Annotated in this window: 21 protein-coding genes and 4 pseudogenes; 15 read left to right on the forward strand and 10 right to left on the reverse strand. The window is 63.1% G+C overall.

The features are described 5' to 3' along the window. The first annotated feature begins 123 nt into the window (after positions 1 to 123). A complete protein-coding gene (locus GE300_RS21175; RefSeq protein ID WP_154449516.1) occupies positions 124 to 972 on the forward strand; it encodes a LysR family transcriptional regulator in 849 nt (282 codons plus the stop codon). Between the two features lie 103 nt (positions 973 to 1,075). Here GE300_RS21175 and GE300_RS21180 read toward each other — a convergent pair whose 3' ends face one another. Continuing rightward, entirely contained in the window at positions 1,076 to 1,414 is a 339-nt protein-coding gene (locus GE300_RS21180; protein WP_233417276.1) for a hypothetical protein, read from the reverse strand. A gap of 1,009 nt (positions 1,415 to 2,423) precedes the next feature. Here GE300_RS21180 and GE300_RS23810 point away from each other — a divergent pair. Continuing rightward, positions 2,424 to 2,807 (forward strand): annotated as a pseudogene (locus tag GE300_RS23810) (YcbK family protein); the annotation flags it as partial. A gap of 10 nt (positions 2,808 to 2,817) precedes the next feature. On the opposite strand, the gene GE300_RS23630 reads toward GE300_RS23810, so the two are convergent. The 6 genes and pseudogenes from GE300_RS23630 to GE300_RS21210 form a co-directional block, all read right to left on the reverse strand. Beyond that, complete coding sequence (locus GE300_RS23630) at positions 2,818 to 2,952, reverse strand: hypothetical protein (RefSeq protein ID WP_267905481.1); 135 nt, start codon at positions 2,950 to 2,952, stop codon at positions 2,818 to 2,820. A 108-nt stretch (positions 2,953 to 3,060) separates the two neighbouring features. Then, positions 3,061 to 4,158: pseudogene (gene groEL, locus GE300_RS21190) on the reverse strand (chaperonin GroEL); the annotation flags it as partial. Positions 4,159 to 4,748: 590 nt separating this feature from the next. Then, positions 4,749 to 5,918 carry an IS110 family RNA-guided transposase gene (locus tag GE300_RS21195; protein ID WP_154449533.1) on the reverse strand — a complete coding sequence of 390 codons (1,170 nt, stop codon included), beginning with the start codon at positions 5,916 to 5,918 and terminating at the stop codon, positions 4,749 to 4,751. 88 nt (positions 5,919 to 6,006) lie between these two features. After that, a pseudogene (locus GE300_RS21200) lies at positions 6,007 to 6,549 on the reverse strand (TCP-1/cpn60 chaperonin family protein); the annotation flags it as partial. 43 nt (positions 6,550 to 6,592) lie between these two features. Beyond that, positions 6,593 to 6,880 (reverse strand): co-chaperone GroES, encoded by a 288-nt coding sequence (locus GE300_RS21205; RefSeq protein ID WP_102869337.1) that lies wholly within the window; start codon positions 6,878 to 6,880, stop codon positions 6,593 to 6,595. Between the two features lie 194 nt (positions 6,881 to 7,074). Next, entirely contained in the window at positions 7,075 to 7,311 is a 237-nt protein-coding gene (locus tag GE300_RS21210) for a hypothetical protein (protein WP_154449535.1), read from the reverse strand. A gap of 149 nt (positions 7,312 to 7,460) precedes the next feature. Between GE300_RS21210 and GE300_RS21215 the strand changes: the two genes are divergently transcribed. Beyond that, positions 7,461 to 8,195 carry a Crp/Fnr family transcriptional regulator gene (locus tag GE300_RS21215; RefSeq protein ID WP_154449520.1) on the forward strand — a complete coding sequence of 245 codons (735 nt, stop codon included), beginning with the start codon at positions 7,461 to 7,463 and terminating at the stop codon, positions 8,193 to 8,195. Positions 8,196 to 8,252: 57 nt separating this feature from the next. Here GE300_RS21215 and GE300_RS21220 read toward each other — a convergent pair whose 3' ends face one another. From GE300_RS21220 to GE300_RS21230, 3 genes are all read right to left on the reverse strand, one after another. Next, a complete protein-coding gene (locus GE300_RS21220) occupies positions 8,253 to 8,441 on the reverse strand; it encodes a hypothetical protein (protein WP_154449521.1) in 189 nt (62 codons plus the stop codon). A 214-nt stretch (positions 8,442 to 8,655) separates the two neighbouring features. Continuing rightward, a complete protein-coding gene (locus GE300_RS21225) occupies positions 8,656 to 9,069 on the reverse strand; it encodes a hypothetical protein (RefSeq protein ID WP_233417278.1) in 414 nt (137 codons plus the stop codon). Continuing rightward, complete coding sequence (locus tag GE300_RS21230; protein WP_233417279.1) at positions 9,066 to 9,497, reverse strand: hypothetical protein; 432 nt, start codon at positions 9,495 to 9,497, stop codon at positions 9,066 to 9,068. The genes GE300_RS21225 and GE300_RS21230 overlap by 4 nt, the downstream gene beginning before the upstream one ends. 266 nt (positions 9,498 to 9,763) lie before the next feature. On the opposite strand from GE300_RS21230, the gene GE300_RS21235 reads away from it, so the two are divergent. From GE300_RS21235 to GE300_RS21275, 12 genes and pseudogenes are all read left to right on the forward strand, one after another. Beyond that, entirely contained in the window at positions 9,764 to 10,078 is a 315-nt protein-coding gene (locus GE300_RS21235; protein ID WP_233417280.1) for a hypothetical protein, read from the forward strand. Next, positions 10,075 to 10,419 carry a hypothetical protein gene (locus GE300_RS21240; RefSeq protein WP_154449522.1) on the forward strand — a complete coding sequence of 115 codons (345 nt, stop codon included), beginning with the start codon at positions 10,075 to 10,077 and terminating at the stop codon, positions 10,417 to 10,419. The genes GE300_RS21235 and GE300_RS21240 overlap by 4 nt, the downstream gene beginning before the upstream one ends. Next, positions 10,416 to 11,327 (forward strand): hypothetical protein, encoded by a 912-nt coding sequence (locus GE300_RS21245; RefSeq protein ID WP_154449524.1) that lies wholly within the window; start codon positions 10,416 to 10,418, stop codon positions 11,325 to 11,327. Before GE300_RS21240 ends, GE300_RS21245 begins: the two co-directional genes overlap by 4 nt. Before the next feature lie 34 nt (positions 11,328 to 11,361). Then, the gene (locus GE300_RS21250; protein ID WP_154449544.1) at positions 11,362 to 12,168 is read left to right on the forward strand and encodes a transglutaminase-like domain-containing protein; all 807 of its coding nucleotides are present in this window, start codon (positions 11,362 to 11,364) and stop codon (positions 12,166 to 12,168) included. A gap of 90 nt (positions 12,169 to 12,258) precedes the next feature. Beyond that, the gene (locus GE300_RS21255) at positions 12,259 to 12,438 is read left to right on the forward strand and encodes a hypothetical protein (protein ID WP_154449526.1); all 180 of its coding nucleotides are present in this window, start codon (positions 12,259 to 12,261) and stop codon (positions 12,436 to 12,438) included. Positions 12,439 to 12,514: 76 nt separating this feature from the next. Beyond that, complete coding sequence (locus tag GE300_RS21260) at positions 12,515 to 13,048, forward strand: hypothetical protein (protein ID WP_154449528.1); 534 nt, start codon at positions 12,515 to 12,517, stop codon at positions 13,046 to 13,048. Further along, positions 13,048 to 13,257, forward strand: a complete 210-nt coding sequence (locus GE300_RS23405) for a hypothetical protein (RefSeq protein ID WP_233417282.1) — start codon at positions 13,048 to 13,050, stop codon at positions 13,255 to 13,257. Before GE300_RS21260 ends, GE300_RS23405 begins: the two co-directional genes overlap by 1 nt. 50 nt (positions 13,258 to 13,307) lie before the next feature. Beyond that, a complete protein-coding gene (locus GE300_RS23950) occupies positions 13,308 to 13,472 on the forward strand; it encodes a transglutaminase N-terminal domain-containing protein (RefSeq protein ID WP_407647753.1) in 165 nt (54 codons plus the stop codon). Further along, positions 13,438 to 13,554 (forward strand): hypothetical protein, encoded by a 117-nt coding sequence (locus GE300_RS23410; protein ID WP_325063349.1) that lies wholly within the window; start codon positions 13,438 to 13,440, stop codon positions 13,552 to 13,554. The genes GE300_RS23950 and GE300_RS23410 overlap by 35 nt, the downstream gene beginning before the upstream one ends. Positions 13,555 to 13,649: 95 nt before the next feature. After that, the gene (locus GE300_RS23415; RefSeq protein ID WP_233417281.1) at positions 13,650 to 13,850 is read left to right on the forward strand and encodes a hypothetical protein; all 201 of its coding nucleotides are present in this window, start codon (positions 13,650 to 13,652) and stop codon (positions 13,848 to 13,850) included. 4 nt (positions 13,851 to 13,854) lie between these two features. Then, complete coding sequence (locus tag GE300_RS21270; RefSeq protein WP_154449530.1) at positions 13,855 to 14,220, forward strand: head decoration protein; 366 nt, start codon at positions 13,855 to 13,857, stop codon at positions 14,218 to 14,220. A gap of 88 nt (positions 14,221 to 14,308) precedes the next feature. Then, positions 14,309 to 14,752 (forward strand): annotated as a pseudogene (locus GE300_RS21275) (phage tail tube protein); the annotation flags it as partial. Positions 14,753 to 14,771: the final 19 nt, after the last annotated feature.

A 14,771-nucleotide genomic window follows, 5' to 3' on the forward strand; every position in this document is an offset into this window, starting at 1 on the left:
TCCTCAGGTGACCGGATACCCCGGAATGACTGACCGGATGTTGTCGGAACAGCCGACCGGATGCGTCGGAATGCGCATCATATGCGCGTTGATGCGACATGACTGGCCTGCTAATCAGGTCGCATGCAGCATTGGACGGAACTTCGAACCGCGCTCATGCTCGCCCGCCATGGCACCGTCAGCGCGGCAGCGGAGGCGCTCGGCGTGCATAGGGCCACCGTCAATCGGCACGTCGATACGTTGGAGACGGCGTTCCAGACCCGGCTGTTTCAGCGCCACGCCCGGGGTTACACGCTGACAGAGAGCGGCCAGGAGATGCTGGAGGTTGCTCGTCGCGCCGACGAGATGTTCGCCGATCTCGCCGGCCGCAACCGGGGCCGCTCGGGCAGGCTGTCGGGAAAGCTCGTGGTGACCGCCCTCGCGGGCGTCGCGCCGCTGATCCTGCCGGCGCTGCGGGAGTTCCACATCGACCATCGCCAGATCGAGCTGGAGTTCACGGCCACGACCGATCTGGCACGCCTCGAACATGGCGAGGCGCATGTCGCCTTTCGCGCCGGCGCCAAACCGCAGACCCCGGACTACGTGGTCAAGCTGTTCCGCCATGTCCGCTTCGGTCTCTATGCCAGCCGCGACTATGTCCGCAGGCGGGGGCGACCAGATATCGGCAAGCTGGACGGTCACAGCCTCGTCGGCACCGTGGACGAAACCTCGCGGCTGCCGTTCGTGGGGTGGATGCGGGAAAACCTCGGTGCGGGCACGATGCTGATCAAGGTGACGGACCCGCAGGTTCTGGGAGCGGCCGTCAAGGATGGCATTGGCATCGGGTTCCTCGGCGAGCACGACGCAGCCAGGGACCCGGACCTGATCGAGATCCTGCCCCCGTCAGAAGACTGGTCGGCGCCCATCTGGGTCGTCACCCACGTCGACCTCCATCGCACGGAAAAAGTGCAGCGGTTCCTCGAGAAGCTTTGAGCCGCGCGCCTTCACCCGATGGACATCGACCGCAGGGGCTCCCGGTATTTCTGCCGGATGCTCCATCGAGTGCAAGGCGCCCGCATCGGGCGGCGATCCGCGCTCACATGAACGAAGCGTTCTCATACTGCTGGACCTTGTAAGGCCTATCGCTGGCCCGGTATCCATCAAGCCGACGCTCGAACACCGCCTTGTCGTGACCCTGCTGCGTAGCCGGGGATGGGAGGTCGGGGTTCATGTCGCGGGCGTATTCGAGCGATGAAAGGTCCTCCTTCTGGGCAAAGAGGGCTGGAAGGACGTTCTCGACGCTGCCGATGCGCAGCATCATGACCGGCCCGATCAGCGGCAGCACCTTGCCCATGGCCCATCCGTCGCAGCCAACATAGACCACCTTCAACTTGGTATCGACGGGGTATTTCCCGCCATAGCGGTCATATTGCATCGCTTCCCGGATGTGGATGGAACACCCCCCGTGGGCCACGCCGCCGGGGCCAAGGTCGCCTGACAGACCGGCGCTCAGACGGTCCACCGGATGCCAGAGCCAATAGCCGGGAACCTCTTGCCCCTCGTAGCCGGACTCCCTGCCACCACCCTTAATGTACATATATAAATATGTAATTTAAATACTAAATCTAAATTATAATTATTGCAATAATGGATACATTCGTTATTTATAGCAGCTGGGTAATTTCTATACATACATTTGTGTAATATTCGGGTGATGTATGAATTTGGAATTCAGCCTGCTGCCCCGTATCATACCCGCCACCGGCAGATATCCCCAGATTTGAAACATTCGTATTTCTTGATGTATGTGATTTCGGCGATTTCGAAGTATTACGCCGCTGCAGAAACGGCGGCGGCGCCAAAAGAGGAGAGGGCGGTTGGTTGGATGGACCCGTGCCCTTCGTTCTGGTTCGGTCACCTCTTGAATTTGCGAGATATGCATCATTCTAGAAGAGGGCATTCGGTCAGCTTGCCGTTCCGGATGGGCAATCCTGCGTTGGACCTCATGATCTTGATGGATGGAGCGCCAGAAATCGTTCGTCGTACAGTTGGGTAATATTGCAGAATTCTAGTAGCCGCGGTTTTCTCCCTGGCTCCCTGGCTCCCTGGCTCCCTGGCTCCCTGGCTCCCTGGCTCCCTGGCTCCCTGGCACCGTGGAAGACGGACAATGAAGCGAACGAGTTTTAATGACGAGCAAGTCACCGGCAGTCCCTCTCGCCCGATGCGGCCGGTTCAGTGAGATCCGCTGCGCCGCTGTATCCTCGGCGCCGCCGGTGCCAACGACCTGCTGGACTTCCCGCACGTGCCTTTGTCGCGCGGACGAAGTTCCGGAACCTCACACGGGTCCGTGATGGAGGACGCAGACTTTGCTGCTGAGTGCATGATCGGCCGAATTCCCAATTGCGTTGCGGCACAAGTTTTTTCGCCATGTAGCGGCACATCTGCTGCAGGCGCAGCGCGATCGGCCGGGCAAGCCACTCATCGTCCGCTCCGCCTATCGCAGCCCGGAGCACAACCGTGCCGTTGGCGGCGCCACTCGGTCAAAGCACATGGATGGCGCCGCCTTCGACATCACCATGACGAACCGCGCCCCGGTGGCCTTCGAGGCGGCGGCATGCACTGTCGGTTTCCTAGGCTTCGGCTTCTAGCCGCGCTCGGGGTTCATGCATGTCGATCTCGGGCCCGGACGGCAGTGGGGTGAGCGATTTCCCATCCCGGCGACGGCATTTGCGGCCGAAACCCCGCCTGCGCGAGAAGTGCTGGCCGACAGCCGCACAATGAAGGGAGGTGGTGCGGCGGGTGTGGCCACTCTGGGCGCAGCATCACTTGGACTGCCACCTATTTCTTCTTGTGCTCGCCCAGATTGGTCATGGTTTTACCCTTCGTGAAGTCGGCTGTCGCAACGACCTTTTCCTTCACTTTCTTTGGCTTCTTTGCTTCTCGGTTCCCGCGCTTCTTGTCACCCTTTGACACGTCAGATCCTCCTGATCCAAGTTTCAGTTTCTGATGCCGTTTTCGTCTTTGGTCTTCTTCAGTTTGCGATTTGGCGCCCCAAGGGCCATGCCCATGGGACGCGGCCGCTTACATCATTCCGTCCAGTCCACCCATGTCGGACATTTCGCTGCGGGCTCCGGCTTTCTCCAGCTTTTGCGCGACCATAGCTTCGGTCGTGATCAATAGCCCGGCAATCGACGCGGCGTTTTCGAGTGCGATCCGGACGACTTTCGTCGGATCGATGACACCGGCCTTCAGCATGTCGACGTATTCCTCGGTCTGCGCGTCGAAACCGAAGCTCGGGCTGTCGTTCTCGATGATCTTTCCCACGACGACCGAGCCGTCGACGCCGGCATTTCCGGCAATCTGGCGCAGCGGTGCCTGGATCGCGCGGCGGACGATCTTGATGCCGGCATCCTGATCGCTGTTCTCGCCCTTCAGCTTCGCCAGCACCTTGCCGGCATGAACCAGGGCCACGCCACCACCGGGCACGACACCTTCCTGAACCGCGGCGCGGGTGGCATTCAGCGCATCGTCGACGCGGTCCTTGCGCTCCTTCACCTCGATCTCGGTTGCCCCGCCGACCCGGATCACGGCAATGCCGCCGGCAAGCTTGGCCAGCCGTTCCTGAAGCTTCTCCTTGTCGTAGTCCGAAGTGGTCTCCTCGATCTGCGCCCGGATCTGCGTGACGCGCGCCGCGATCGCGTCCTTGTCGCCGGCACCGTCGATGATCGTCGTGTCATCCTTGGTGATCGCGACCTTCCTCGCCGCGCCGAGCATGTCCATCGTGACATTCTCCAGCTTGGTACCCATTTCTACGGAAATCACCTGACCGCCGGTGAGCACGGCAATGTCTTCCATCATAGCCTTGCGGCGGTCGCCGAAGCCGGGCGCCTTGACGGCCGCGACCTTCAGTCCGCCGCGCAGCTTGTTGACGACCAGCGTCGCCAGCGCCTCGCCCTCGATGTCCTCGGCCACGATCAGCAGTTGCTTGTCGGCCTGAATCACAGCCTCCAGCAGCGGCACCATGGATATGAGAGCGGTCAGTTTCTTCTCGTGAAGCAGGACTACGCAGTCATCCAGCTCGACGACCATCTTCTGAGCGTTCGTGATGAAATAGGGGCTCAGATAGCCGCGGTCGAACTGCATGCCCTCGACCACTTCGGTCTCGGTCTCCAGTCCCTCACATGGGCTTTTCTTCGTCAACTGTTTCTTTGGCATCGCCATTGATCCCTTCGATGAGCTGAGGCACTGCCTTTGGAGGCCGCTGAGAACGGGGCAGCGACACGGTGCGATGGCGAATTCGGGCCGAAACGGCTTAAGACCGGCACGGCGGAGGCCGCGGCCCCGTCGGCGCGCGCACCAATCCGCTGGCGACGGCGGGGCCGCGGCCGGTGCGGTGCAGCAGGTTGGCCCGAATAGGGACGGCTTCGGGCCGCGGGCCTATGGCCATCAAGGTTCCGGCGGCTGCGTTGCGCACGTCTCGCGCGCGCCGACGCATCGCCTGCAGGCATCTTCCTTACCCTTCGGTCCAGGAACGGAGCCCGGTTGCATGACGCGGCCCGCTGCCGGGCACGATCAACCTCACATCCGGTCGCCGCTCGGAACGGCTGCACCAATATCCCGCGTGCGGCGGGCTGGGCTCGGAGGGGGCGATACCCTTCTTGTTTACGGTCCTGTTGTCAGGCCATGGACTGGTACGGCTCGCCCACCTGGACCGATCCGGGCTGATCAGGCCCGGGCCGGTATTCGATGTTCCTTCTCGGCCGCGGTGATCAGGCGGCCGTTGGCTTCATTCTGGCGCCCTCTATCACCACGCCGGACGTCACGTATTTCCACAGCGCCACCAGCAGTTTCCGGGCCAGCGCCACGATCGCCGTCTTGCGCTGGCGGCCGCCATTCTGCTCGACGCGCGCGCGGAACCAGCGGGTGAGCGCCGAGTCCGGCTGGTGGCCCAGCCAGAGCCAGGCGAACTGGATCATCGTGGAGCGCAACCTCGGGTTCCCGGCCTTCGACACCCCCTGTTCACGGCTCACCGCGCCGCTCTGCCATGGCGTCGGCGCCAGCCCCGCATAGGCCGCCACCTGCCTTCGGTTGTCGAAATGACGAAACAGCCCCTCCGACCACAGGACCGCGGCGACCTCCGGACCGATGCCCCTGATATCCAGCAGCATCTTCGCCGCCGCGGGCGCCTCGCGATCCTGCGGCTCCGCAGCGAGCGCCCTATCGCGCTCCGCCTCCACCGCCTTGATCTGGTTGAGGAGAAGCTCCAACCGATCGATCTCACGCAGGATCTGCGCCTTCAGATGGGGCGGCAGATCGCGGCCGTCTCCGGTGCGCAACTCCTCGAACCGGGCGCGCCGGTTCCGGTGCAGGGGCTCGTAGCCGCGGATCCCCTGGGCGAGCAGCAAGCCCTTGATGCGGTTGACGTGCTCGACGCGCTCCGCGATCAGCGCCTTGCGCTCGCGGGTGATGCGCCGACGATCCTCGTCCTCGGGGCTCGGCGCCCGCACCATGGCGCAGACCCGCGGCTCGCCCCGCTTGAAGGCCAACAGGGTCCGGACGAGCGTTTCGCCGTCGAGCCGATCGGTCTTCGCCCGGCGCCGCCGGCGCGACGTGGCGATCGAGGCGGGATCCACGACGTGACTCTCGATGCCCTGCTTCTGCAGGGCGCGGTGGATCCAGAAGCCGTCGAGCCCGGCCTCCTCGATCACGATGATCGGGAAGCTGCGCCCGGTGCGCGCCTGCGCCTTGTCCCGAAGCTGCGAGAAGCGATCGAGCAGACCGGCGATGTCGCCGCCGGGAACCGCATGGCGCGACATCTTCTCGCCGCCGCCCGGCAGGAGCGCGGTCACGACCCAACTCGAACGACTAAGTTCCAGCGAGACGAAGATTGCGCCAAGATCGGTGCGGACGGCGGTCGGTTCGGCGGGGCGGTTGGTCATGGTCTCCATGGTTGGCTCCAGAGTGGTTGGTCCGATGAACAACCCCACTCTGTCACCGAGTCGGCCGTCGTCCACCTGCCCATGGGATCTTGTTTTCCTCGACGGTGATCACGCCTTCGTTGCCGACCTTGGCCATCGCGTCTGCGATCTGACGGCCGATCGCGACCTCTCCATTCGCCGAAATGGCGCCGACCTTCGCGATCTCGTCGCTGTCGCCGACGGGTCGGGACAGGGTCTTGATCTCGGCCACAACCGCAGCGACGGCCTTGTCGATCCCGCGCTTGAGATCCATCGGGTTCATTCCGGCCGCGACCGACTTCATGCCCTCCTGGACAATCGCATGGGCGAGTACGGTTGCGGTCGTGGTTCCGTCGCCAGCCTCGTCATTTGTGCGCTGCGCGACCTCCTTGACCATCTGCGCGCCCATATTCTCGAATTGATCCGACAGCTCGATTTCCTTGGCGACGGTCACACCGTCCTTGGTGATGCGCGGCGCACCCCAGGATTTGTCGAGGACGACGTTCCGGCCCTTGGGTCCAAGGGTAATCTTCACGGCGTTTGCCAGCGTGTTGATGCCTTTCAGCATGCGGTCGCGGGCATCGGTACTGAATCTGACGTCTTTGGCGGACATGTTCGGATACTCCTGAAATTGAAATTTCGGCGTCGCTGTCGGGTCAGGCCATGACGCCGAGAATGTCGCTCTCCTTCATGATCATGAGATCTTCGCCGTCGAGTTTGATTTCGGTTCCTGACCATTTTCCGAACAGGATCCGGTCGCCAGCCTTGACGTCCATGGCGATGCGCTCGCCGTCCTCGTCCTTGGCACCGGCGCCGACTGCGACGATCTCACCTTCCTGCGGCTTCTCTTTTGCGGTGTCAGGGATGATAAGCCCACCTGAGGTCTTCGCGTCGCCTTCGATGCGGCGGACGAGAACCCGGTCGTGAAGTGGAGTGAACGACACTTACGTGCTCCTTCTTCGGATTTCCAAGGGAGCATGGCGATGTTCGGAAGTGCTTTGGCACTCGCCATACCGGAGTGCCAATATCATCGAAATGATGGCTCGGCAGGTGTTCCACAATAGCGTCAAGGAAATATCTTTCTGCTTCCAACCCATTGGTATCCATCAATGCTCCCGCACATTGTCGAAGCTCGACTTCACAAGCGTCGAACAGGGTTGCCGCCAGCGATGATCGCGTTGATCAAATCCGCGATGGCACGGTGCTTTTCCATGTCGATTTCGGTGCCGACGGCGTTCTCATGGGTCGCAGCGGCGTCGCGAAGGATCCCCACGATCTCGTGCTCCGGCAGCAGTCCGCGATCATTCATGGCAAGCAGGAGCGCCTCGCAGATCGATAGGGCGGCCTGGCCTGCGTGCTCACTCGCAGTTGTCATCCGGATTTCCTTCCTTGGCATCGTGAACCGGTGGAAGGTGAGGTTCAAATGCATCCATACTTCTCGCAAGAAGTGCTCTATGCTGGACTGATCCAGAGCAGTGTCCGGGCCGATTTCCGCTTTTGGGTCACGACACGCCGGGAGGCCCCATGACATCAGCTGAACACAGCCCCCTGACCCGCAAGCTTTCGGCCTTCGTCGCTCTGTCGGAGGTCGAGCTGGCCGTGCTTGAACGACTGCACCAGCGTCGCCGGTCATTCGTCGCGGGGCGTGACATGGTGCATCAGGGCCAGTCGGCTCAGGCCGCGTATATTCTTTCCGCGGGTTGGGTCTGTTCCTACAAGCTACAGGCCGACGGGACGCGGCAAATCGTGGATTTCCAGGTGCCGGGGGATTTTCTCGGATTGCGGAGCGTTCTCTTGCGCACCTCGGACCACAGCTTCGAGCCTATCGTCGACATCGAGGCTGCCGAAGTGCTGACGAGCGACCTTCTTGATGCGTTCGCGCAGACCCCTCGCCTGGCGACCGCCATACTCTGGGCGGCGTCAAGGGACGAGGCGATGATCGTGGAGCACCTCGTCGGGATCGGTCGGCGTGATGCGGACGCCCGCATGGCGCATTTCCTGCTGGAGCTGGGATCGAGGCTTGCGCTGGTCGGCATGGGCAGCAAGGAAGGGTTCGACTGCCCGCTGACGCAGTATCACCTCGCCGATACGCTGGGGTTGAGCGCGGTCCATGTGAACCGCGTCCTGCGCCAGCTTCGCGAGAGTGGGCTGGTGACCTTTCGGGACGGACATGTGACGTTTCACGACCATCGCGGGCTGGTGGAACTTGCCGAGTTCGATCCGGCATATCTGGACCAGACCGGACCGCTCCTGAAATGAAAGGGCCGCCCTCCCTTGCTCGGCAGGCTGCCCCGTGATCACGTCAGACGCCGGAGGTCACGCGAGGGCGAGGGTCGCCGCATCGAGTTCCCTGTTGGTCCCGGCATCGTTCTTCGCCGTGCTTGCCTTCTCGGCTGCCTGGTAGTGCTTCAGCGCCGCATTCTTCTTCGGACCAGCGGGCGCCTTGTCCCACGCGGCCTTCACGGCGGTCATCTTCTCGGCGGTCCTGTTCTGTTCGGGACTCATTGGGATTGTCCATTCATGGACGGTCCGAGAATACGAAGCGTTCCGACATGCCGACCCTTTGGGGATCGGCACGCCCACACGCTTCTCGGGTACTCGGAAAAAATGCGCCACCGAATGTTCGGCGGGCACGTCTCACCTAGCCGATATCAGCGCCCGACCACACTGACGCAGGTTAGTCCCGGCGCCTGCGGCATGTCGATTGTCCCTGCGGTTCTCAGGTGACCGCAGTTTGCTGGTGGGAAATCCTCAGCCAGGTGTCATCATCGTTGAGGTACGTTGAGGTGCAAAGAGCCTTGTAGATCGGCACGCCGGCTTTCTCTGCCGTGACCCGGTAGGTGAGTATGGCGATGTCACGACACCGCGTGACGCGCCGTTCGGCCACGACGATGGAACGCCAGCCGGTCTTCTGCCGAAGAAGGGGCCAGATCTGGTCGCCCTGGAGGATGCCGGGCGGATAGGGGAAGACCATGACGGCGTTGGTTGCTGTCGTCGCCCGCGCGTTGTCCGCACCACTGGTCCAGAAGTGTTCCTCCATGTCCCAGAGAACGCCCTGTTCGCGCGGCGAAGGCGTCCCGGACTTGTGCGCCGCATGGGGCGGGGTCCTTGCGATCTCGGTTGAAACGGTCATTCGCCTGACCCCGACCCGCCAACCATGAACATCTGAAACAGTATAAGGATGATCGCGAGCACTGCCCAGATCGCTCCGCTTGTGCCCGGGCGACCGCCGGCGACGGTCGATGCCGCTCGCTTCAGGCTACCTGACGTCTGGCCTTCGGGAAGCAACTGGCTCAAGTCTCGTGCGACCCTGCGGTGATCGCTGGCGAGCGCAGGAACGTCCCGAAATCGAGCGAGCAGCGTCCCCAACCGCGCCCGCGCGGCGTCGCGCCCCAGCGTGACCAGTTCGGCGGTTTCCTTCCATGGATCGAGGCCGAGGCGCGCGAGCGTGGAGAGGACCGTCACGACATATCCGTTCCGGTCCTCGCCCACCGACGCATAGAGAAATCGCTCGAATTCGGGCGGGTGCGGATTGAGAACCCTGGGTTCGGCCATCGTCATTCCATTCCTTGGTTGCAGGAACGCAACTCGTCCCTGTTTCGCCCAAGGCTACACGCCGGTCAGTTCCGGCGCGCTTACACAGGTCAGTGCTGGCGACCTTCCCCAGCGAGTTCGCAACCGGTTTGGTGCCCGGGACTAACATGTGTCAGCGCCAGCCGAACGACCCCGACGTACAAGAAGAGAAACCGCTCGGCTGGCCAGGCCCGAAATCCAGGGGCCCTCAGCAGTGGTGAGCGACGGATCTGCCAACATCGCGGAGACCAGAGATGAACATGCGGTCGACCAGATCGACGGTGACGTTTTCGAACCCGTTCACCTTGCCGGGATACATCGGCGAGCTGCCCGCGGGCGACTACGAGATCCTTGTCGAAGAAGAGCTTCTCCAAGGGCTGAGCTTCGAGGCTTACCGGCGGACGGCGACGTACCTGACAGTGCGCGGCAGGGGCAGGCATGCGGGACGCTCCGAGTTGCGGACGATTTCCGACAGCGACTTGAAAAAGGCGATGAGCCGGGATCAGGCCGCGTCCGAGAAGAACGATCACAGCGATGCGGCGCTTTCCCCGCAGGAGGATAGTACATGAACACTCCCGAATGGCTCAAACCCGGTATTTATGGCGCGCTGGCCGGCGCGGTCTTCGTCGGTGTCGTCGGATTCACATGGGGCGGCTGGGTGACCGGCGGAACCGCGAATGACAGGGCGATGGCGATGTCCCGAGACGGTGTCGTCGCCTCAATGGTGCCGGTATGCCTCGACATGGCGCGGTCCGACCCGGGACGGGCGGAGAAGCTTGAAACAATCCGGGCCGCCTCGACCTATAAACGGCGGGATGCCGTCATGGCGGCAGGCTGGGCGACGGTTCCCGGAGCCGATGCCCCCGACCGTGACATCGCGCAAGCCTGCCTCGCGGAACTCGAGCTTTGAGCGGCAAGGGAATGGCCCACACCAGGACGCTCAGAGCGGAAAAGGCCGTGGTTCATGCGGAAACCCTGCCGGCACCGCCGCCGGAGAGACCCGATCCTGGAGGACGTGCAGGCGGCATTGTACCGGCGAAACATCTGCTGGGACGATTGTTCTCGAAGGTGTTGATCGTGGCCGGAGTGATAGCGTCACTCGCCTTTCCCGCCTTTGCGCAGAACGGCACCGGCGCGGTGCCTCAGAACGCTCAGCCGCGCAGCTATGGCGGCGGGTGGGTCTGCGATCCTGGTTACCGGATTGAGGGCGCCGAATGCCTGGCCTTCGATATCCCCGAGCATGCCTATCCAACCGGGCGCTCCTACGGGACGGGGTGGGAGTGCGGCCGTGGCTATGAGGAAGTGAGCGGGAAGTCCTGCAATCCCATCCCGGTGCCCGCCAACGCCTTCCTCCGGTCTTCCGGCTATGATTGGCAATGCGAGCGCGGTTACCGGCAAGAGCGCGACGCATGTGTGCCAATCGTTCTGCCCGAGAACGCCTATCTGACAGAAGACAGCTCGGGCACGGGATGGACCTGCGATCGCGGCTATGCGGCCGTTGCAGGGACCTGCATGCCGATTGCCGTGCCAGCGAACGCATATCTGACCAACGCAAGCTATGGCGCTGCCTGGGCTTGCGAGAGAGGGTTCGTCAAGATCGACGACCGATGCGACGCCATTGTCTTGCCTGCAAACGCGTATCTCGACCAGGCATCCTATGGACCGGGCTGGAGCTGTGAGCGTGGATACGAACCGCTGAGCGGCACCTGCGTCGCTATCGATCTGCCGTTGAACGCCTATCTCGACCAATCCGGCAACCGGTGGAGTTGCAATCGAGGCTTCCAGCTCTCCGACGGAGCGTGCACCATTGGAAGATAGAAGTGACAAGACAATGCGCGACCGTGGGTCCGGCATGCGCGTGAGCATAGGGTGTCGTCTGCGATACAGCTTCCCTCAGCCGACGCCGCTGATCGCGCTGCTGAACGTCCACTACTCGCGCTTTGGCGATCTGGAGCGCGCCGACTATCTGGTGACGTCGCCGAGCGTGCCGCTCGAAAGCTACCGGGACGGCTTCGGCAACTGGTGTACGCGCCTCATGGCTCCGGCGGGCGATTTCTGCCTGTCGACGGATGGCATCTTCCGCGACACGGGCCGGCCCGATCCCGCATCCGCAGGCGCGCAGCAGCACGCGGTTCAGGATCTGCCGTTCGAGACCCTCGTGTTTCTGCAAGGGAGCCGGTATTGCGATACCGACCTTCTGTCCGAGGAAGCGTGGCGCCTTTTCGAGACCACGGAACCCGGATGGTCACGCGTTCAGGCGATCTGCGATTTCGTGCACGGTCATGTCCGCTTCGACTACATGCAGGCGAAAGCGACGCGCACCGCATCGCAGACCCTGGCCGAGCGGCAGGGTGTCTGCCGCGACTTCGCCCATCTCGCCATCGCCCTGTGTCGCTGCATGAACATTCCGGCCCGCTACTGCACCGGATATCTGAGCGACATCGGTGACCCGCTTCCTCATCCGCCCGGGGATTTTGCCGCGTGGATCGAGGTGTTCCTTGCCGGAGAATGGCACATGTTCGATCCCCGGAACAACAAGCCGCGGTTTGCGAGAATTCTGATCGCGCGCGGCCGCGATGCCGCCGATGTCCCTTTGACCCAGACATTCGGTCAGAACACTTTGACGGAATTCAAGGTGTGGACAGATGAATTGACCTGACTGACCTTGGCTTCCTTTCCGATGCGCCATCGTAAATCGGGTCGCCAATCCCCATATAGGTAGAACCGATGCCAAGCATCCCGGTCCGTCATGGACGAGGAGTTGGTGCCGGCCAATCAGAGGATCGATGACATGTCCTTCAAGGACCTCACCGCCAGGGCTGCGGCCGCAATGAAGCCGAAGCCTGCGGAGACCGCGAAGACCCCTGCCGAGGACAACGCATCCGAGGTTGCCGGCAAGGAAACGCCCGCGAAGTCCGGGACATCCTGAGACATGCACATTCCGCGCGCCCCATTCTCAACGGGGGCGCGGACCACCCCCAGCAACAAGGGCGAGGAACACGCCAATGGACGATCTGACGAGCAAGACCGTTGCGGTTTTTTCCCAGCCGTTCACCGTTCCGGGGTTTGGCGAAACGCTGCCCGCGGGGGAGTACGAGATCGAAACCGAGCTGGTTTCGCCTCCGGGCCACCTTGATCCCGAAGCCTGGAAAGCCTCCGTCCTGGTGAAGCTTCATCCCCGGATATCACATCCCGGACTTGCGCGGACTCTGACCGTTTCCCTTGCCGACTTGGACCATGCGCGGGCAAGGGACAAGCTGACGGGCAGGGCGTTGTCCGACTTCTTCCTGGAAGAAATGCTGGCTGATCCGATGGTGCGCCTCGTGATGCGGGCCGACGGTGTTTCCGAGGCGCATCTGCGACACATCTACTCGGGGCACGGGACGCCTGATCCCGATCTGAATGTGCCGGCATCGGCGACGACCACCCAAAGGACGCGGGACGTTGCGTCAATCCGGGCCGCCGAAAACGAAGGCATGCCTTCAAGACCGCAAACACTGTCGCGACCGCGCAGCCGCGACTTAGCGGGACAGATTTGATGTCGGACAAGGCCATGGCCGACGGCGCAACGCCATACATTGCGACCGCACGGGCCCGGCGCGACGTTCCGCAGGAACGCCAATGCCTGCGATGCGAAACCTTGTTCTGGAGCGAAGGTTTCGGAGAGCGGATCTGTCGGCGCTGCAAGGGGTTGAACGCCTGGCGCAACGCCGTGCCTGTCACCCCGGGCTCATCGCGCGGCCGCTGATCGGAATCGACGCGCGTGCCGTCTTCCTCGAACCACACTGGACCCCATTTTTGGCCTGCGTCGACATCGTTCACACCACAACCTACCGATACCGTCAGGCGGTCTCACTCGGACCGCACAGGTTGATGCTGCGTCCCCGCGAAACGCGGGAATTGCGGCTTTTTCTCGCACGATCTGTCCGTGACTCCGACGGCGACCGTAACCTGGGCGCATGATGTGGCCGGCAACGCGATCGCCACCGCCGTCTTTGACCGTCCGACAGATCATCTGGTGAACGAAGGCCGCGCCAGCGTATAACTGACCGCGCCAGCCCGGCCGGTCTTTGCCATCGCTGCCTCGGCCACCCAGTACCCCTTTGTCTACGCCCCGACGAATGGACGGACCTGGGTGGGTTGACGGTACCGCAATACGGCGACGTCGATGGCCGCCTTCTCGAGCAGGATGCGAGCCTCGACGAGGTGCGCGCGGCGCTTCTGGCCGCGAAGGCGGAGGCCGAGCCCGAGATCGCCCCGCACCACCCGCTACCGGGCCGCAGCTCGGCCGCGCGCCCCTGGGGCGAGATCGTCGCCCGCACCTTCAGACTGAAAGGATGACGCCATGAACACGCTGGTCGAAGGTACCCACCCCGGCGGCTTCCTCGTCTGGGAAGCCTTCCGCGACTACACCGGCGAGACGATCACCGTCGCCGCCGGCACGCTCGGGCCCGGCACCGTTCTGGGCAAGATCACCGCCTCGGGCAAATACGCGGCCCACGATCCCGCCGCCGTCGAAGGCACCGAGACCGCCGTCGCCGTGCTCTGGGGCAAGGCGGGCGCGTCCGGTGGCGATGCGCCCGCCGTCGCGCTCATTCGCGGGCCCGCCATCGTCAACCGCCACGACCTCGTCATCGCAGGCACGCCCAGCGAGGGCGAGATCGCGACCGCCCACACGGCGCTCCTCGCCGCGGGCTTCCTCGTCCGCTGACCCAATCCCGACAGGAGGCATTCCCATGGCCACCATGGACATCTTCGAAGGCGATGCCTTCACCATCGTCGAGCTCACCCGCGCGCTCGAGAACATCCCCTACGGCCGCGATCCGTTGGCGCCGATCAAGGATGCGGTGACGGCAGACGGCGATGTCGTTGTACCGCTCGACGCCGAGGCCTTCGGCTTCTGGCTGAAGGCGGCCTTCGGCGCGCCGAAGGCCACGGGTGTCTCAGTCCAAAATCTCAAGATGTCACTGCGGCATCGCCGTTCCCCGGATCGGGATGACCTTTGCATCTTGGCCAGTGACATAGCGAGCCCAGGCGTCCACGACGACAGGGGCGCTAATCCAGCAGGTCCGACCTCGCATATGCGCGTTCGGTCCTGTTACCGACGACATGGCCAAGAACCGTTTCGGCCACTTCCCAGAGGCAGGACTGGGCGTCCTGCGTCCAGGTTCTTAATCAGGTTCTTATACCAACATGCATTGATTAGAACTCATGGGCCCAATCTCGCAGGCCGATGGTCATGATTTTCCAGGGCCGCTTGAT

The sequence above is a fragment of the Halovulum marinum genome (assembly GCF_009697225.1).
Taxonomy (GTDB): Bacteria; Pseudomonadota; Alphaproteobacteria; order Rhodobacterales; family Rhodobacteraceae; genus Halovulum; species Halovulum marinum.